The following is a 17,559-nucleotide window of genomic DNA, read 5'->3' as shown; positions in this document are numbered from 1 at the left end:
CCGCTTCATCCCAGAATGGCCGCGACATGCTGAAACCACGTGACCAGGGGCGATGGCAGATATACGCCGGCGCCAAATACCAACGCCAGATGGGAATACATCGGCACGTAGGATGCCTCGACGGGCGCGGTGCTGCCGCGCGGCTCGCCGAAGGCGACTCCGGTCAGCCGCAGCAGCAGGGCGCCGAAGGCGAGCAGAAGCCCGAACACCAAAGGGATCGCCAGAAGCGGTTGCCTGGCAAAAGTCGAACTCACGACTAGGAATTCGCTCATGAAGATGCCGAGCGGCGGCAGGCCGGCGATGGCGACGACACCGATGACCAGCGCCCAGCCAAGCCCGGGATGGCTTTCCGTCAGCCCTCTTATGTCGGCGATCTTCTGTGTCCCCTTGACCTGCGCGATGTGGCCGACCGCAAAGAAGATCGCCGACTTGGTCAGACTGTGCATGACCATGTGCAGCAGGCCTGCAAAGTTCGCGAGCGGACCACCCATGCCGAAAGCAAAGACGATGATGCCCATATGTTCGATCGAAGAGTAGGCGAACAGGCGTTTGATGTCGCGGCGGCGGTAGAGCATGAAAGCGGCGAAGATGAGGGAGGTGAGCCCCATCGTGACCATCAACGGTCCCGGGGGTATCGCCTGCGGGCTTGCGGCCAGCAACAGCTTGAAGCGCAGCACGGCATAGAGCGCGACATTCAGCAGCAAGCCCGACAGCACCGCGGAAATCGGCGTTGGGCCTTCCGCATGCGCGTCGGGCAGCCAGGCATGCAAGGGGGCAAGGCCGACCTTGGTGCCGTAGCCGAGCAGCAGAAAGACGAAGGCGACGTTGAGCAGAGCCGGGTCGAAGCGGGCGGCATGCTCGATCAGCACGGTCCACACCATGGCGTTCGTGCCCTCGCCGACCACTGGTTGTGCGGCCATGTAGACGAGAATGGTGCCGAAGAGGGCGAGCGCAATGCCAACGCTTCCCAGAATGAAATATTTCCAGGCGGCTTCCAGCGCTTCATGAGTGCGATAGATGCCGACCATGAGCACGGTGGTCAGCGTGGCAAGCTCCACCGCCACCCACATCAGACCGATGTTGTTCGATACGAACGCCAGGTTCATGCCGAACATCATGACCTGGTACATGGCGTGGTAGAACCGCAAGTTCGTTGCGGTCAGCCGGCCGGTGTCCAACTCGTGCGCAATGTAGGAGGCACTGAACACACTGGTGGTGAAGCCGACGAATGTGTTGAGCACGATGAAAACGATGTTGAGATCGTCGACCAGCAGATACTGCCCCGGCTGCGGCCGGTCGGTGACAAGAAGCGACAGCGCGGCAAGCAAGGTCAGGAAGCTGGCGACGACATTCAGGCGTGCCGTCACCCGATAGTTCGGTAGCATGGCCATGAGTGCCGCAGCCGCTGGCGGTATCAGCAAAATGGCGGCCACCGCATCGAAGGAAAACCCAGTCAACGGCGTTCTCCCCGGTAGTCGTCAAGCGCACCAACATCCACCGAGTCGAACCTTTCGCGGATGCGGAACAGGAAGACGCCGATGACGATGAAGGCGATCAGAATCGAGAAAGCGACGCTGATCTCGACGACCAGCGGCATGCCCTTGGCGCCCGTGGCGGCCAGCACCAGGCCGTTCTCGAGCGACATGAAGCCGACAACCTGGCTGACTGCATTTCGGCGGGTGACCATCACCAGCAGCCCGAGCAGAATGATGGACAGCGCGAAGGCCAGATCCTCGCGTGCCAGCGGATCGGCCTCAGGGGTGACCCGCAGCATCAGGACCATGGAGAGCGTCACCAGACCAATTCCCGCCAGCATGGTCGGACCGATGCCGACGGCGGTCTCGATGTCGCGATGGATGCCGAGCCGCTGAATAATGCGGTGAAGCCCGACGGGAATGACGATCGCCTTGAACACGAGGGCGATCGCGGCGGTCACGTAGAGATGATGGGCGTCCTGGATGTATGCCTGCCAGGCCACGGACAGAGCGAGGACGACCGCATGCAATGCAAACACGTTGATCAGCGCAAAGAGGCGATCCTGATACAGCATCATGAAACTGACCAGCACCAGGCCGCCGGCAAGCAGATGAGCGATGTCGAAGGTCAGACCGTTCATCAAAGGCTCCGTGAGACGAACAGCAAGAGTGTGCCGAGCAGGGCAAGCATGAGCGCCGCGCCGAGGAAATCCGGAACGCGGAAGACACGCATCTTGGCGATGGCGGTTTCGAATACGGCAAGGAGAATGCCGCAGACGGCAAGCTTGCCGACATAGGCGACGACGCCCAGACCGTAGGACGCCGGCCCGGGCTGGGCAGTCACCAGTCCCCAGGGAACGAAGACGCAGGAAATCAGCGAGACATAGAGCAGCAGCTTGAGGAATGCGGCGAACTCGATCATCGCTAGATGGCGGCCGGAATACTCCAGGATCATCGCCTCATGGACCATCGTCAGTTCCAGGTGGGTCGCCGGATTGTCGACGGGTATGCGGGCGTTTTCGGCGATCGCCACCATTACGAGGGCGATGAGCGACATGCCGAGCGATACCCGCAGACCAACCTCGGGTGAACTCATGAAGGTGGCGACCGTGGAAAGTTGTGTCGCGCCGGCGACGAGCGCCAGGCTGAACACGATCAGAAGCATAGCGGGCTCGGCCAGCGAAGCGATCATGACCTCGCGGCTTGCACCGATGCCGCCGAAACTGGTGCCGACATCCATCCCTGCAAGAGCTAGGAAGAAGCGTGCGCTGCCAAGCAGCGCGACGATGGCTATCAGATCGGCGGTCCAGCTGAAGGTGAGGCCTGTTGCGAATGTCGGGATGAGCGCGGCAGCGACCCAGGTGGCGGCGAAGATCAGGTAGGGTATGACGCGAAACAGCCAGGATGCGTTGTCCGCCAGGACGACTTCCTTACGCATAAGCCGCAACAGATCGCGGTAGGGCTGGATCAGGGAAGGCCCCTGGCGCCGCAGCAGTCTCGCCTTCACCTTGCGCACGAAGCCGGTCAGCAGCGGTGCAAGCAAAAGCACGAGCATCATCTGTGCGCCCTGGACAGCCAACTGAAGGATCAGGGCCATAGCGCGAGCACCGTGAGCAAGGTGACGAGATAGAGGAAAACGAGAGTCAGATAGCGTCGAATGGTCAGGAACTGCAGGCGATTCAGCCTCAGGGTTGCAAAATCGATGGCGCCAGCGATCGGCTGATAAAAAGCCTCCCAGACCACATCGTGCATTTCGACAGTCAAACGCGCCGGGCCAGTCGCGCCGGGCGGTGGCATCTCTACCGTTTCCCTGGCCCGGAACGCGAATGTGCCGAAGACGCGGCGAATGGGCTGCGCGAAGCTGACTGCCGTGTATTGCGCGGCCGGCGTAACGTCCGGGAAACCACAGCCCCAGGCGGGGGCCCGGCGGAGCGCATGCGAAGCGAAGCGGTGGATCACGACTGCCGCGACCGATGCGGAAGCAGCGATGAAAAGGAACACCAGCAGGCCATTGTAGGAGCTGCGACTCTCGGCGATCGGTACGATCGACAGCCAGGGCTGGGCCATCTGCACCGGCATGCGGTTGCCGATGAGCGAAAGCGTTACCGGTGAAAGACCGTCTATGACGAGGCCCGGCAGAATGCCGGCAAGCAGGCAAAGTGCCGCGAGGATGAACATTGCCGCGAGCGAATAGCGATCGACCTCGTGCGCACGCTCCACCACGGCGGTCCGGGGCCGGCCGAGAAATGTAATTCCGAACGCCTTCACGAAACATGCCGCCGCCAGCGCCGCCGACAATGCCAGCAGGCCACCAACGGCAGGCACCATGACCTTCAGACCCCACTGCGGCAGGTCAGGGCTCTGCAGGATGGCCTGGAAGGCCAGCCATTCGGAGACGAAACCGTTGAAGGGCGGAAGCGCGGAGATCGAAACGCAGCCGACGAGAAAGGCAAAACTGGTCAGCGGCATGCGGTGGATAAGACCGCCCAGTTTCTCCATGTTACGCTCGCCGGTCGCCGTGAGCACGGCGCCGGCGCCGAAAAACAGCAGGCTCTTGAACAAGGAATGGTTGAGAACGTGGAACAGCGCGGCGGTAAGCGCCAGCGCCGCAGCCAACGGCATCGCGTTCGCCTTGAAGGCAAGCGCGAGGCCAAGGCTTATGAAGATGACGCCGATGTTTTCGATCGTGCTGTAGGCGAGGAGCCGCTTGAGATCCTTTTCCATCAATGCGTAGAGGATGCCGAGAACCGCGGTCAGGCCGCCGAGGAAGAGCACGACGACACCCGACCACCAGGCCGGCTCGCCGAGCAGGTCGAAAACGACGCGTATGAAGCCATAGACGGCGACCTTGGTCATGACGCCGCTCATCAGGGCGGAGACATGGCTCGGCGCCGCCGGATGCGCGAGCGGCAGCCAGACATGCAAAGGGACAAGGCCAGCCTTGGAGCCGGCGCCGAGTAGCATGAGGCCAAGAACCGCGGCGGCGACGAACCGGCTTGGCTCGCCGGCACGCATCGCGTCGAATGTGTAGGTTCCGGCCGGTCCGGCCAGCAGACCGAAGGCGAGCAGCAGCGCCAACGTGCCGAAGCCTGCCATCACCAGATAGATGTAACCTGCCCGCGTATTGTCCTGTTCTCGATGGTGCGCCATGACGAGCGCCCACGACGCGAGCGACATGAATTCCCAGCACAACAGGAAGGTGAAGGCGTCGTCGGCCAGCACGACAAGGTTCATGCCGGCAAGGAACGCCGGGAAGAACGGCAGCACCCGGTGTGGAGTAGCCTCATGGCGACCGTAGCCCAGTCCGTAGAGGCTGGCGAGCGCACCGCCGAGGTTGACGACGACGAGAAAAAAAGTCGACAGCGCATCCAGACGGAAGTGAGCACCGATCCATGGCAGTCCAAGTGGCAGCGTGACGGTTGAGACGCCGGCAGGATCGCCTGCCAGCGCGCTTGTGACGATCACGAACAGGGCGGCCGAGATGCCAAGCGTTGCGCCATAGACCAGACGTGTCGCCGAACCGCGCCGGCTGACCGCGACAGCCAATATGGCGGTTCCCAGAAGCGCGGCGACGCCCCACAAGGGAAGGGCAACGATCGGCGTCACGGCAGGCTCTCGCCGGAGCCGGTCTCCGCATCGTCGGCGCCGGAAATCCTGGCTGGGTTGAAGCCCACCTTGAGCCGCACCCCACGCCCGCCAGCCTGGCTGGTCGCACCTTCCCCGATCAACTCGATGCCGGCAGCCTCAAGCGCTGCGATCAATTTCATCAGGGAATCGACATTACCCCGGATCATCCACTCGCTGGCTTCCATGCGCTGAATTGTCGGCACCGAAAGGCCGGACAATTCGGCAAGTCTGCGCTGATCGATGCCGAGCAGCGCCCTGGCGGCGCGCAACTGCGGAGCAGTTATCACAAATCGCCCCTTTCTCAGCTCTGAGACATAAGCCCTACGCGTTGCAGCATACATTGAAATGTGCTACAGTCAATAAATGATGTTTTAGATATCATTTTTTGACGTCAGTCCTTCATGGCTGGCTATTCCAGGCAGACGGCGCAAGCCGGGGCGCGCACCGTTGAAGGACCTCAGCCCTCAAAGGCCTTCCTCAAGATCAAGACCATGCTTGGTTGAATTTCAGGATTTGGAACCCTGGCTACGATGGCTAAATCATGATCCGGATAGCAAAATATCACAGCGATTTCGGCAATATCGAAGTTCTTCGCGCGAAGGACACCGGCTCGTTCATTTATCGGCAGGGTGGCTGTTATCAAAGCGAGTGCGACCCAGATGGCGTAAGTGTCGTCCCTTACATACACGCGATCTTTGGCCTTCTCGCGCAAATGCAAGCATCGGATGTGTTGATGATCGGTTGTGGCGGCGGCAGTCTGGCCACTATGTTGGACAGAGCCGGCGTGCACGTGACGATAGTTGACATCAATCCAAGCGCCTTTCGGATCGCTCACAAGTATTTCGGGCTTCCTCGTGAGGTCGATTGTCATGTTGCTGACGGGCGCAATTTCCTGCGTGCCGACCGGCATCGCTACGACGCGATTGTCCTCGATGCGTACTCCGGAAGACGCATTCCAGAACACCTATGCGCCGAGACATTTTTCGGCCTTGTTCAGACACGCCTAAAAAATGCTTCCGGCTGTTTGTTCGCCAATGTTCATGCGGGCCATGACCTTGATCTGATGCCTGATCGCGTTGCCGCAAAATTGAACAATGTTTGGGCTGACGTAAGGCTGCTCGATGTTCGCGGCGTGTCGGATCGCAACGCGATTGTCATGGCCGGCAAGGTGCGCAATCTCGTACAGCCAGCCTTGCACATGCCACCCTCGGTCGGAGCGGATGAGATCGCGCGAGACCTAAGTTTATTGGCGTTCAGGCCTTGGCTTTTGCGCCGCTGAAAAGCATGACGGCCAGGGATCATCTTGGGGAAGTGTGGTAGCGGGAGACCGCTACATCGCAAGGCCACTAAGAGGCATTCTTCTACTATTGGCGTAGCGGAAGTCTCCTGGACCCAAACGGCCGGCGCGCGTCAATACAGACTGCGGGTGGCGAAGCGCAAATAGCCGATGTCGAGTTTAGTAACAGCACTCACCGAATTCTTGACTGGGATCAAGGCTTCTGACCAGGAAATCGGCAGACTGACCACGATGTTCAAGGGAGCGTCGAATGAGTAGGCGGTCTTCACGACCCGGCAAGCTGCGTGTCCGGAGTCTGAAGGTCCACGAAATTCGCCGTACTTATTTCGCAAAAACTTCGCAAAAAAGTACGGTGACAATTTCGCTAAGTATTTGAAAACGTTGGTGATCCCGACAGGAGCACAGCTTTTGAGGGATTTCAACGGTTTGCGTTGTCTAACCTGCCGAACGCGGTCAATTGTCTGAAAAGGCTTTTTTCCGCTTTGTCTAACGCCTCATAGCACCTTATTGTCCCATCCGCTGTCCCGGATACGAAGGACAGATTGCCGGACAGCCACCCTGCGAGCGCTGTTGATCGGCTTAAACACAGTCAAATCAAGCTTTTCTTCGCTGACTACTCGACGCCCACCTCGGTGTCCCATCGCGTGGGCCTTTCCATATCGAATTTGTCGAAGAAATGAAGCAAATCGAATGACGTGGCGCAGCCACGCGATACCATCCTCTCAGGTTCAAAAAAGAGAGGAAATTCATGGACTTGTTCGATCCTAAACCGCCTGTCAAGCGGCCAGATACTTCGCGGCACCTATCCGATGCGTGGCTGGCGACTTCGGCATTGCAAAAGGCCATTCGGCGGGGCCATCAGACGATTGCTCTAGCGGCGACCAGCTTCTTGCTCGACGGTCATGCCGACCGCTTCTGGAGACGGGCGGCGGTCATCGCCCTTGAGGACATCGGCATCGGTGATCTTGACCTCGTAAAGGAAGTGTTGGTCAGTTCGACCCGGAAAAGCTGGCGAGCGGAACATGGTGGCGACTGGGATGTTGCGTCACGTCTCATGCTCCGCCTGTGTGCCTCGCCGAAATCTAGAGACGCTTGCGAACTGCTCGTTACCGCCGATCTGCATCCACGCTTGCGGCGGCAACGGACCGAATTTCTCGACCACTCCTCGCACCAACTTTGCGACATCGTGGCCGATCCCGCCCGGCATCTTGCCGAGAGGACATTGGCGGCGTGGCTGATTGCAGGAACGAAAAGGTTTCCAGCTTACTCGTTGCCAGAGGTCGCGGGATCATTCGCCGCCTTACTAGACATATATCGTCATCTCGGCATCCCCGAGAATGTACTTGAAGTCGCCCGCCTCGGAAGCACACGCACCGACGAGGGGCACCCGCTAACCCTTCCCCTAGTCTGGCTAACGGCTAGTCGGGGACCGGTGGCAGTCCAGCCGAACGAATTGCAGAAGCCAACCCCGATCCGAGGCTGGTCGGACTATGCCTTTGACATGCACACACGCCTTGGTCGGCGGGCGCTCGCCATGTTTGCGGATCAGTGTGCGGCCCTGCGCAAAATGATGCACAACCATCTGCCAGTAAGTGCCCATGCCGATTTTGTTGGGCACCTCGTGTTCAGAGCCGAAGGTCATGTCGTTGATCGACGGCTGAGCTACCCCGGCGCGGGGTTGATCTTACGCGATGCCGAGGTCGCCCATCTCACATTCTTCGGGTTTCCTGAAACGCTCGCTCAGGAGGCGCTGGAGGTCATCAGAGACCATCTGGTGCTTCTTCTTCAATGCCGAACGGAAGTGGCGGGAGATCGCACGCCATGACGTGGTCAGATCGCATCGGATCGGTTGGAATGGTTTCGGCATTTAGTGCAGTTAATTGCACTAACAATCGACGCACCGCTACGGCCATTGATCTGGGGGGCACGACTTCACCAGACGGCTCGTCAATCCCGCAACAGGCTCAGCCAGAGGCTGTCCGGCGTCTGATCAACAACTCTCTTTCGGAGGGCACAAAACGCGCCTACAGGTCCGACCTCGCTCACTACGAAGGTACTGGACGCTCCATCCCCTCGACGTCCGAGATTGTGGCAGAGTATCTGGCCGAATGCGCCGTCACCTGCTTGGTGGCGACGATCCAGCGAAGATTGGCCGCCATCGCTAAAGCCCATGCCGCGACGGGCGCGGATGATCCGACGAAGAACGAAGTCGTCCGGGCGACGATGCGGGGTATCAGACGTACCCTCGGTACAGCCCAACGCGAGGCGAGGCCGATCCTGAAAGACGACCTTTTCCAGATGCTGGAGCAGATGGGCGATAGTCCCAAGGATGTGCGAGATAAGGCTCTGCTGTTGATCGGGTTCGCCGGAGCTTTCCGCCGTTCCGAACTGGTCGGCCTCGACGTTGCCGACATCGAACATGTGCGGCAGGGTCTCGTCGTCCTACTACGCCGCTCCAAGACCGATCAGGAAGGCCGAGGCAGGACGATCGGTGTCCCGTTTGGGCGAACCCGTTGGTGCCCGGTTAAGCACCTGACGGAATGGCTCGACTACGCCGGGATCGAGGATGGGCCGATCTTCCGCAGCCTCAACCGACATGGCCATATCGCCAACCAGCGCCTCTCCGGGGAGGCCGTCAGCGCTATCGTCAAGCATAGAGCCGAGGCCGCTAGTTTCGATCCTAACGCCTATAGTGGCCACAGCCTTCGCGCCGGTCTTGCCACCAGCGCCGTGATCGCGGGCGTCAGCACGCTATCCATCCGTCGCACCACTGGCCACGCCTCCGATGTCATGCTCGCCCGCTATGTCCGCGTAGGCGATTTGTTCACCGACAACGCCGCAGGCGCGGTGCTGTAGGGCGGGCACGGGTAGCGGTCTAAATCGAGCTTGTTGTCACTCCTGGTCGCGAGACCTTGGATACAGAGGCAATCGACAGCCACAGTCGGTGGGTTTGTAGCTGAGGGAGCGGTCCCTTTCAGCGCCCATACATTATCAGGCCGGTATCGCTGATTGCGCCTCTATATGCGCGTCGACCGAAACTGGCATGATCGCGTCGTTCAGTTGCAGGATGGCACGCAGCAGGTATTCACGGATACCGGAACGGGGTTTCTTGTCCCCAGCTTCCTCTATTGCTGACTGAATGTCGGAGAGGGCGCCGGAGATAGCCCGGTAGAGGGAAGCGTCCGTGGCAGGACTATAGATGAAGTCGTCAATGACATGATGGTCTAGCGGTTCGCCCCTCTTTGAGCAGGGGCACGGCTCATACCGCGTCCCCTGAAACAGTTGATCTCCTTTCCACACGAAGCGGCGGTCCTTCCATTTCACATTCAGGCCGTAGGGATCGGTCCAAATATAGCCATGAGCATCTGAAGTCTTGTCGTGGCTGCGCCGTCCGCAATGCGTATGACGTGTAACCACAAAGACACCGAAAGTTGAAGCATCCCGGACCGCATCTTGAAGGATTTGTTTGAGCCGAAAGCGTGTCGAAGAGTTGGGCATGGTGTTATCCCACCACAGATAGCTATCCGCGTTAGAAATTCCGCTGACAGCCGTCAGAACATCGCGCCTAAGGGCTACCAGATAGTCCCATGCCTTCCGCTCCATGAAGTTCCCCTGTGGCAGAACCAACTAAGAAGCTGACCGTAAGCATAAAGCACGCTCTCCATTCGCCGCACAACAGGTCACTCGTCCGACGCGATGCTGAGCCGATGCGTGAGGATCGGCATCACTGACAATGCTGCAGGTGCGGTATTGTGAGCACTTATTGCTGGCTCGTCGCGATCCTGTGCTGGATGATGCGCTCTAAGAGGTCAACGAACTTCCCGTTCTCCTGAGCGGATTTCCAGAAATTGACGAAGCGGCATACGAGCTGCAGATTTCCGATCGCGTAGTGTCCATTGCTGTCGATGCGATCTGCCGACGCCAGCAAGTCATGTTCCATGCCCTCCTGCCCATCGACGTGCATGGACATCCCGGTGATTTTACACATGCCCTGCTGCTCCTCCATCAGTTGAGCCAGGTGCACCTTCATTTCTGCATCTGAGCAAAGCATCTTTTTGTCCTTCAGGGTCTTCAGGACAATCTGGCCGTTCGAGTTTTTCACCGTATCTTTGATCGACATCAGCATGCGCTCGATGGCGAACTGAGACAACGCGATGTTCTTGACGACAGATTTTCCATCGCCAAGCCGGTCGCGCCATTCCTTCCTGTCGTGCCAAGGGTCAAGGTTCTCGCCATGGACCAGCGCATGCAGATACGACCGCATATCGTCGTTCGCCACTCTGAAGATTGCCTGCTGGGTTACCAAGTAGTCGCGCCCCTTTGGATGGATCGAGTTCCACGTCAGGGCCTCCGTCTCGGTATTTCGCTTCGACCACCCGCCAACCGGCTTTGCAATCATGACTTTATCATCGTAGGGCTCGAATACGGGCTGATCAGAAGTCGTTTTGGCCCAATAGAGGTTACCGCCGTCCCTATGAAGCCAGATGTCATCCGCGCTGTTGGATAGCAGCGTAGCCCTGCCGAACCACAAGGTCGCGCTTGCCTTTACGTCGCTTTCGGATTTTTCAGGCGAGGCAGCTCGCATCAGGTCCAAATACTGTTCGTAATCGTCGGCATACCAAGCGTCGAAGTACGGCTGATCGAAGCCAATGGCCACCAACTTCTCAGCTAGGCACCTCCCCCATAGCTCATTGTGGTCTCCGGTCATCGAAATGTAGATTTGACCTACCATCTTAAACCTCCGCCTTTGGCGCAGCGCCATAACAGTACTGAGAGGGAAAAGGAATATCGCTTAGGAACATGGAAGCAGCCAGTGCTGCACCATAAAAGTGCGCTGGATCCACCGATCTCAGAAATCTTACGGCTTGACCCAGCTGGGCATAGCGAGGTTTTAATAATGCGGTGGGGGATATTTACATGACGAGCCGATTGCCAATCTCCGACAGGACCTGGAGGCAACTCGTTGCTTGCAATCAGGAAGCTGCCAAGGAAGGGTGGGCTTCGCCCGGAGTATTTGCCACCGGCGTCGGGCCTGACTACGATCCCAAGAACAAATTGGCGTTGCTTTACGTCGGCAAGAGCGCCGGTCCATTGGGCACGCTCGTAGGTTCAGGCGGTGATCAGATTGCCAGCGCGGCGGCTTCCACCAAGTGGATGATCGAAAAGAGAAACAAGTCAGCCTTCTGGCAAATGGTCGATCTTCTTGACCCGTCTCGCCGTCGCATCGCTTGGACAAACGTCTGCAAGATGGACGAAGTGGGCGGTAATAGGCCACCACCAGCGCATCGATGGCAGGGCGTATCAGAACCGCACCAAAGGGCATTGACGGAGGAGATCAAATACCTGTCCCCTCGCGTCATCCTCTTCGCTACCTCGGGGTATTGCAGGGACACAATTTCTGACGTGCTAGAGGAGCTCAGCTACAGGAGCCAGCCATTGAATTTTGGAGATGGCTACACTCGACTGAAAGCCACGTCCGGCGGGGCATTCGCCATTGAAACACGTCATCCTCAGGGCTGGCCAAACCAGGAGCGAAACCGTGTGGTCGAATTGGTGAGGAAGCTCCTTCATCAATCCTGATCAAAGTCCCGTCCGAGCGGCCCAGAGTATGGGCAGCCTTTGAGGAAAAGCCATGTTACTGCAGACGGTCGAACGGATTAGCGAGCTAGGTAACCTGGGCGAGCAGCTTGCTGCAGAGTGCCTCATCCGTTTCGGATTTGCCGAGGTCGTGAATTTGAACAGTGTGCGACGGCACTATCCCTTTGCCGATCTCATAGGCGTACGCGATAACGCCCGCTTTCTGATTGGGGTGAAGACGCGGAATGAAATGCGTCAGGGGCAGCTCGAAATAAACGGGGCCTACAACCTCGTTTTGGTCAGCAATACGAAGAACCGGACTTTGAAGTTGCAAGGCAAGACGGTTGAAGAAATCACTCGTATGGCGTTGGACGAAGTTCACCAACTTGCGCGCGCGGAAGGTGCGATCCCTGCTTGGGTCACCGTGCCAATTGACGTCACAACCGCGACGTTTTCAGCCTATTTCGGCCTTCTGGATGACCTTGGCAACCGACGCTCGGTGCCAATGACGTACGACGCGCGAAGGCGATATCTAGTGCTGGCCGAAAAGCAACACGACGGGAGGTTAAAGCGCCATTTGCTCAATTGAGCAATAGAGTGCTGCCTCATGTAGAGAGCGTTCGGTGGTCAATGAGGCTGGGATAGCCAGGCGATTGTTAGGAGAATTTAAGGAATGTCCCGCGTCTACATCCCCAGTTCTGGCCCTGACAGTTGGCGTGCCTTCCTTGCCGACCCGATCAAGCACTGGCGAACGGGCTACTCAGCTCGCACGGTAGCGCATTGCTGGGAAAGCTCCGGCGGGTTGCCGAAAGAAGTAGCGGCTTTGTTCGACGCCCCGGTCGAGCTTCTAGTTGCTATTCCAGAGCACAAGGTTCCGCTCCCCGGTGGTGGACGAGACAGCCAAAACGACGTTTTTGCACTCATTCGAACCCACGACCGAACCTCAGCATCAATGATCGAGGGAAAAGTCAGTGAAGCATTCGGACCTACCGTTGGCGAATGGTTTCGCGAACCGTCGGACGGCAAGCGCATTCGCCTGAAACATCTTTGCGAGGTGTTGGGGCTTGCAAAGGCTCCTGATGATGCAATCCGCTACCAATTGCTTCATAGGACAGCCTCTGCATTGATCGAGGCCCGCCGGTTCAAAACGGACGAGGCCGCGATGATCGTCCATTCTTTTTCAACTTCGCGAGAATGGTTTGACGATTTCGAGCGATTTGCGAATTTGATAGGGCTAAAGGTCTTTCACGACCAACCCGCTCTGATCACGCTAAATACCGGCCAGCCTTTGCGCCTCGGCTGGGCGACTGGCGATCCAACGTTTCTCTCCTACTAGCGCACCTCGGTCTCCGTCGGCGTCGGGATGTTTCTGGCACACTAGGTAGACGCTCTGGGAGCGTACTCGTGACTTTGCGAAAGGATAGCGGCATCCAAGAAGTGGAAATCCTGCGCTGTATGCTTGCGATGGGACCGCAGCCGATCAAGTTCTCCGACGCGGCTGCCATATGCGCAGCCACCTTGAGCAAAAATTAGTTGGAGCTACAATTCGTCGGCTCAAGTGGCCGGAACAAGTTAGATGCCGCTCAGATGTCTAGACGAGACGGGAGCAAATCTGCATGCCTTCGATCTGTCGGCTGCGGAATGGGAAGCCGCCGTTTCAAAGAATAGAAGAGACCGGCGCTTCCGGATGCCATGCTGCGGCGCGAAGGTTTCTCTCAAGCGCTCTCGGCGAGGAAGGCAGTTTTTCGCCCACAAGGCTATTGGCTGCTGCTTTACTGCACCGGAAACAGAGGCCCACCTGCGACTTAAGCAGATTGCAATCGAGGCTGCTCGTTCGCAAGGCTGGGACGCACAAACTGAGGTGGCGGGGACAACACCTAATGGAGAGAGCCCTGGGTCGCCGACGTACTTGCGCGGAAAGGCAAGGTGAACGTCGCCGTCGAAATTCAATGGTCGCCGCAGACCACTGAGGAAACGCTCCGGCGACACGAACGCTATCGGATATCGGGGATACGAGCACTATGGCTGTTGCAGAAGACGGTTGTGCCCACAACCAAGGAACTGCCTGCGGCAACGGTTTCCCTAGCGCCGGATCAAACCTACATTGCAGGTTTGTCCAGCGGGCAAAAAATGCCGGTTCAATCGTTACTGGAGGCTGCGTTCAGTGGAAGGCTGAAGTTCGGTGTTCCGACGGATGTGGCGGGTACGGTCTCCGTTCGCGTGGCTCCAACGAGGTGTTGGCACGACCGCTGCCGTGCTGAGATGGACATCATCACGGGGATCGACATCGCCTTTGGTCCCTACCGCAGGGAATTTTCGTTATCTCAGTTTTCTGGCGAACCTGATATGCTAGGTTTCATCGCGTGGCATATGCCCAAGGGCCTTAGTATCGGGGCGTTAAAGCCTCGCTTTAGCAAGACATTAGACGCGAGCTATCTGAGCAATGGCTGTTTCAAATGCGACCGTCTTTTCGGCGAGCACTTCGAAATTTTTGCCAGATATGACGAAGAGGTTGTATGTACGATACCGATCCGCGCCACCCCGGCGTGGTTGGAATTCCACGGTGGGAGCATGGCATGGGGCGTGTTTGGTTCTGAAGAACTGGCATCTACTCACCGATAACACTCATCTGCGGCGGGGTGGCTCCACATCTACCTCGATGAAACTATCCACCACCCTTTAGTGTCGCTCCCAGCACCTTGGACGATTGAGAATGGCAGACATTGTTTACGGCGAACAGGCTTTGGCCGGTCCTCATCAGGACCTGGTCGAACTCTTAAAAGGCGACGAGTATGGAGGCACGCTGTATATAGGGTACCCGATCCTAACCAATGTTGAAGGCACGGTTCGGGTCGACGCGCTGTACGTTTCTCAGAGTGCTGGAGTTGTTGTTTTCGATCTCAGCCATTTAAGCGCTGCTGTGGATGACGCGGCGTCAATCGTGGAAATACAACAGGCGCAGGATCGCTATTTTGCCGCCCTTAACTCGAAGCTCTTGGAGACCCCCGAGCTTCTGTCGCGGCGCCAGCTTGTGGTGCCAATAACGACTGTGTCAGTTACGTCGGACGTCGATGCGATAGTGGGTGACGCCCTCTTGGCAACCGTTGACAACCTCCATGACGTCATTCCGGCCAATGCGAACCTGACTGGGGATCAGTTTCGCATTTTGAATTCTGTGGTGGAAAGAACCGCTACGATAAGACCGCGCAAGAGGCGAACCAACGTAACTAAGGCGAATTCTCGCGGCTTCATTCTCAAACAAATTGAGAAGAACATCGCTAACCTGGATGCTTGGCAGAAGCGGGCCGCCATCGAGATGCCCACCGGACCTCAACGCATCCGAGGTCTCGCAGGGTCCGGGAAGACCATTGTTCTCGCACTTAAGGCTGCGTTCCTCCATTCCAAGGAGCCCGGATGGAGGATCGCGCTGACGTTCCAGACACGTTCTCTTTATCAGCAGTTCCGCCGACTAGTTCGACAATTCTGTTTCGAAATTTCAAAGGATGAACCGGACTGGGATAAGCTGACGGTCTTACACACTTGGGGTAGCCCAACTTCGCGAGGCATCTATTCCGAAATTGCTAAAAGCGTTGGCCAACCCGCCGTTGATTTCACCGCCGCTAGGAACCGCTTCGGAATTGGCAATGCATTCGGGGGTATCTGCGGGGAACTTCTCAAGTCCGCAAAATCTCTGGGGTCCGTAAATCCTATATATGATGTAATTCTAATTGACGAAGCCCAAGACCTACCTCAGCCCTTCTTTGAGCTCGTTTACTTATTTACTAAAAACCCAAAGCGTATCGTTTATGCTTACGACGAATTGCAGAACCTTTCTGATTTCTCGATGATGCCCGCCGAAGATTTGTTCGGCAGAAAAGGCAATGGCCATCCGAACGTTCAACTCCGCAACGAGGCTGGCAAGCCCAAAAGAGACATCATCCTGCCCGTCTGTTATCGAAACACGCCATGGGCTCTTTCGACGGCTCACGGGTTGGGCTTCGGTGTGGCAAGAGATGCCGGTCCGATCCAGATGTTCGATGAGCCGAGCCTTTGGAGAGAGATTGGCTATGAAGTGGTTGGCGGCGAATTGGCGGGGGGCCACGACGTCGCCCTTAGACGGTCACAGGCTGCCACACCAAGTTTCTTTACCGAGCTTCTCAGCGCAAAAGATGCAATCGGTTTCCATGTGTTTGATACGACTGACGAAGAAATGGAGTGGTTAGCCTCATCAATTCACGCGAACCTGACAACCGACGAGCTTGAGCCAGACGACATTCTCGTCGTGGTACCTGAGGCGATAACAATCCGATCAACGGCGCCGCGAATAATGCGGAAGCTGCGTAAGCACGGTATCACTGCTCACCTCGCTGGGGTAACTACATCGCGGGATGAAATTTTTTCTGCTGACAGCGTGGCGATAACTTCAATCTACCGCGCAAAAGGCAATGAAGCGCCGATGGTGTATGTAGTGGGGGCCGACTATTGCCAAGGTGGGTTTAATCTGGGCCGTAAGAGAAACATCCTATTCACCGCCATTACCCGTTCACGTGCCTGGGTTCGGGTGAGCGGTGTAAGCCAAAAAATGACGGCTCTTAAGGCGGAATACGAAGCGATATCCGAGGATGGGTTCGAACTAAGGTTCCGGTACCCGACCACGGCTCAATTGAAAAAGATGAGGACCCTTCACCGAGATCGTTCGGCTGATGAGATTACCGAAATTGAACAGGACCTGGATGGCCTCTCTCGTCTCCTACAGAGGGTCGAGACGGGTCAGATCAGCATTGATGCCTTGCCGCTGGAGGCACAGCATTTATTGAGACGGTTGGCCGATGAAAATTCAAGGGCTTCAGATACTGGTAGAAGGACTAATTGAGCGAGGTTTTTTGTTGGAGACCCGACCGCCCGTTGCGAGACGTGATGGGCGGGATACGATCATAGAGGTCGGGAACACTGGCCCGCTCGATGGTGACATCCTGCACGTCGAGAGCAGCACTGCACACTACCTAGAGAGTTTGCGACAGGATCGGCTGTCTTGGCTTCTGTTCGATGGCTCAATAGTTCAGGTGTTATATAGCATTCGCGGTGAAGCCTTGCGGTCCCACCGCTACTGCTACATTCCAGCTCCATTTGTCGCCGACCTGCGAAGCAATTCAGGCCAAGACATTCTTGAGTTGATAGAAGGTGCGAGCGCAGTAGACCCCCTCGCTACTCCGAGGAAAAGTTCACTGCGGTTCGAATTCGACCCCATAGCTCAAAGGGCGGATCACGCTGCGGCGCACGTCCATATCAACACGCCGGAATGCAGGCTTCCGATGAGAGGACCAATTACAGTCAAAGAGTTTGTTGGATTTCTGACGAAGCACTTCTACTCGTCGGACTTCCCCGAAGACCTTTTCGGCAATCTGCCTTTTGAAAGCGACCCGACTATCAGTGACGAGGAGGAAAGTGGCTTTCATCTGGGATGGAGGAGGCAAGCCCCTGCAGGATGAGCGTCCTAACCCCCGATAACACCCACTTATCGCGACCCAAAGAAGAGATGCCCATGGGTCGCCGCACAGGCGGTAGACAGGATTGGCCACGCGC

The 17,559-nt window shown here is 57.5% G+C and carries 15 protein-coding genes and 1 pseudogene; 9 read left to right on the top strand and 7 right to left on the bottom strand.

Annotated features, from left to right (window positions below):
* Nucleotides 1-5: 5 nt before the first annotated feature.
* Genes AC1D1N_RS26000 through AC1D1N_RS25980 form a run of 5 tightly spaced genes read right to left on the bottom strand, consistent with a single transcriptional unit; the run spans nt 6 to nt 5,389 of the window.
* On the bottom strand, nt 6-1,457 hold the full coding sequence (locus AC1D1N_RS26000) for a hydrogenase 4 subunit F (RefSeq protein WP_112562183.1): 1,452 nt from the start codon (nt 1,455-1,457) through the stop codon (nt 6-8).
* On the bottom strand, nt 1,454-2,116 hold the full coding sequence (locus tag AC1D1N_RS25995; RefSeq protein WP_006200993.1) for a hypothetical protein: 663 nt from the start codon (nt 2,114-2,116) through the stop codon (nt 1,454-1,456). Before AC1D1N_RS25995 ends, AC1D1N_RS26000 begins: the two co-directional genes overlap by 4 nt.
* A complete protein-coding gene (locus AC1D1N_RS25990) occupies nt 2,116-3,072 on the bottom strand; it encodes a respiratory chain complex I subunit 1 family protein (RefSeq protein ID WP_112562184.1) in 957 nt (318 codons plus the stop codon). The genes AC1D1N_RS25995 and AC1D1N_RS25990 overlap by 1 nt, the downstream gene beginning before the upstream one ends.
* Entirely contained in the window at nt 3,063-5,081 is a 2,019-nt protein-coding gene (gene hyfB, locus AC1D1N_RS25985; protein ID WP_477351873.1) for a hydrogenase 4 subunit B, read from the bottom strand. The genes AC1D1N_RS25990 and hyfB overlap by 10 nt, the downstream gene beginning before the upstream one ends.
* Nucleotides 5,078-5,389: a helix-turn-helix domain-containing protein gene (locus AC1D1N_RS25980; RefSeq protein ID WP_162712162.1), complete on the bottom strand. Its 312-nt coding sequence runs from the start codon at nt 5,387-5,389 to the stop codon at nt 5,078-5,080. The genes hyfB and AC1D1N_RS25980 overlap by 4 nt, the downstream gene beginning before the upstream one ends.
* Nucleotides 5,390-5,643: 254 nt before the next feature.
* Between AC1D1N_RS25980 and AC1D1N_RS25975 the strand changes: the two genes are divergently transcribed.
* The 3 genes from AC1D1N_RS25975 to AC1D1N_RS25965 all read left to right on the top strand — a co-directional run bounded on the left by AC1D1N_RS25975 (nt 5,644) and on the right by AC1D1N_RS25965 (nt 9,255).
* Nucleotides 5,644-6,381: a fused MFS/spermidine synthase gene (locus AC1D1N_RS25975; RefSeq protein ID WP_112562186.1), complete on the top strand. Its 738-nt coding sequence runs from the start codon at nt 5,644-5,646 to the stop codon at nt 6,379-6,381.
* 766 nt (nt 6,382-7,147) lie between these two features.
* Nucleotides 7,148-8,224, top strand: coding sequence for a hypothetical protein (locus AC1D1N_RS25970; protein WP_477351871.1), 1,077 nt, complete (start codon nt 7,148-7,150; stop codon nt 8,222-8,224).
* Nucleotides 8,221-9,255 (top strand): site-specific integrase, encoded by a 1,035-nt coding sequence (locus AC1D1N_RS25965; RefSeq protein ID WP_477351869.1) that lies wholly within the window; start codon nt 8,221-8,223, stop codon nt 9,253-9,255. The genes AC1D1N_RS25970 and AC1D1N_RS25965 overlap by 4 nt, the downstream gene beginning before the upstream one ends.
* A gap of 135 nt (nt 9,256-9,390) precedes the next feature.
* On the opposite strand, the gene AC1D1N_RS25960 is transcribed toward AC1D1N_RS25965, so the two are convergent.
* Together AC1D1N_RS25960 and AC1D1N_RS25955 are read right to left on the bottom strand one after the other, a co-directional pair.
* Nucleotides 9,391-10,002 (bottom strand): hypothetical protein, encoded by a 612-nt coding sequence (locus tag AC1D1N_RS25960; RefSeq protein WP_477351867.1) that lies wholly within the window; start codon nt 10,000-10,002, stop codon nt 9,391-9,393.
* Nucleotides 10,003-10,159: 157 nt separating this feature from the next.
* Nucleotides 10,160-11,131 (bottom strand): hypothetical protein, encoded by a 972-nt coding sequence (locus tag AC1D1N_RS25955; RefSeq protein ID WP_477351865.1) that lies wholly within the window; start codon nt 11,129-11,131, stop codon nt 10,160-10,162.
* A gap of 185 nt (nt 11,132-11,316) precedes the next feature.
* Between AC1D1N_RS25955 and AC1D1N_RS25950 the strand changes: the two genes are divergently transcribed.
* From AC1D1N_RS25950 to AC1D1N_RS25925, 6 genes and pseudogenes are all read left to right on the top strand, one after another.
* On the top strand, nt 11,317-11,979 hold the full coding sequence (locus AC1D1N_RS25950; RefSeq protein ID WP_477351863.1) for a hypothetical protein: 663 nt from the start codon (nt 11,317-11,319) through the stop codon (nt 11,977-11,979).
* A gap of 52 nt (nt 11,980-12,031) precedes the next feature.
* On the top strand, nt 12,032-12,565 hold the full coding sequence (locus tag AC1D1N_RS25945) for a hypothetical protein (RefSeq protein ID WP_477351861.1): 534 nt from the start codon (nt 12,032-12,034) through the stop codon (nt 12,563-12,565).
* An 84-nt stretch (nt 12,566-12,649) separates the two neighbouring features.
* A complete protein-coding gene (locus AC1D1N_RS25940; protein WP_477351859.1) occupies nt 12,650-13,312 on the top strand; it encodes a DUF6946 family protein in 663 nt (220 codons plus the stop codon).
* Nucleotides 13,313-13,887: 575 nt separating this feature from the next.
* Nucleotides 13,888-14,598 (top strand): annotated as a pseudogene (locus tag AC1D1N_RS25935) (hypothetical protein); the annotation flags it as partial.
* A 91-nt stretch (nt 14,599-14,689) separates the two neighbouring features.
* On the top strand, nt 14,690-16,849 hold the full coding sequence (locus AC1D1N_RS25930; protein ID WP_477351857.1) for a DEAD/DEAH box helicase: 2,160 nt from the start codon (nt 14,690-14,692) through the stop codon (nt 16,847-16,849).
* On the top strand, nt 16,806-17,465 hold the full coding sequence (locus AC1D1N_RS25925) for a DUF2290 domain-containing protein (RefSeq protein ID WP_477351855.1): 660 nt from the start codon (nt 16,806-16,808) through the stop codon (nt 17,463-17,465). Before AC1D1N_RS25930 ends, AC1D1N_RS25925 begins: the two co-directional genes overlap by 44 nt.
* Nucleotides 17,466-17,559 lie beyond the last annotated feature (94 nt).

Source organism: Mesorhizobium sp. P2_B5 (assembly GCF_056404775.1).
Note: the sequence above shows the minus strand (reverse complement) of the source record. Positions and strands in the feature narration are given on the sequence as shown.

Bases quoted from the DNA above. Each gene is read 5' to 3' on its own strand.
- AC1D1N_RS25995 (WP_006200993.1), bottom strand. From the start codon at position 2,116: ATGAACGGTCTGACCTTCGACATCGCTCATCTGCTTGCCGGCGGCCTG.
- AC1D1N_RS25990 (WP_112562184.1), bottom strand. From the start codon at position 3,072: ATGGCCCTGATCCTTCAGTTGGCTGTCCAGGGCGCACAGATGATGCTC.
- AC1D1N_RS25975 (WP_112562186.1), top strand. From the start codon at position 5,644: ATGATCCGGATAGCAAAATATCACAGCGATTTCGGCAATATCGAAGTT.
- AC1D1N_RS25970 (WP_477351871.1), top strand. From the start codon at position 7,148: ATGGACTTGTTCGATCCTAAACCGCCTGTCAAGCGGCCAGATACTTCG.
- AC1D1N_RS25965 (WP_477351869.1), top strand. From the start codon at position 8,221: ATGACGTGGTCAGATCGCATCGGATCGGTTGGAATGGTTTCGGCATTT.
- AC1D1N_RS25960 (WP_477351867.1), bottom strand. From the start codon at position 10,002: ATGGAGCGGAAGGCATGGGACTATCTGGTAGCCCTTAGGCGCGATGTT.
- AC1D1N_RS25955 (WP_477351865.1), bottom strand. From the start codon at position 11,131: ATGGTAGGTCAAATCTACATTTCGATGACCGGAGACCACAATGAGCTA.
- AC1D1N_RS25950 (WP_477351863.1), top strand. From the start codon at position 11,317: ATGACGAGCCGATTGCCAATCTCCGACAGGACCTGGAGGCAACTCGTT.
- AC1D1N_RS25945 (WP_477351861.1), top strand. From the start codon at position 12,032: ATGTTACTGCAGACGGTCGAACGGATTAGCGAGCTAGGTAACCTGGGC.
- AC1D1N_RS25940 (WP_477351859.1), top strand. From the start codon at position 12,650: ATGTCCCGCGTCTACATCCCCAGTTCTGGCCCTGACAGTTGGCGTGCC.
- AC1D1N_RS25930 (WP_477351857.1), top strand. From the start codon at position 14,690: ATGGCAGACATTGTTTACGGCGAACAGGCTTTGGCCGGTCCTCATCAG.
- AC1D1N_RS25925 (WP_477351855.1), top strand. From the start codon at position 16,806: ATGAAAATTCAAGGGCTTCAGATACTGGTAGAAGGACTAATTGAGCGA.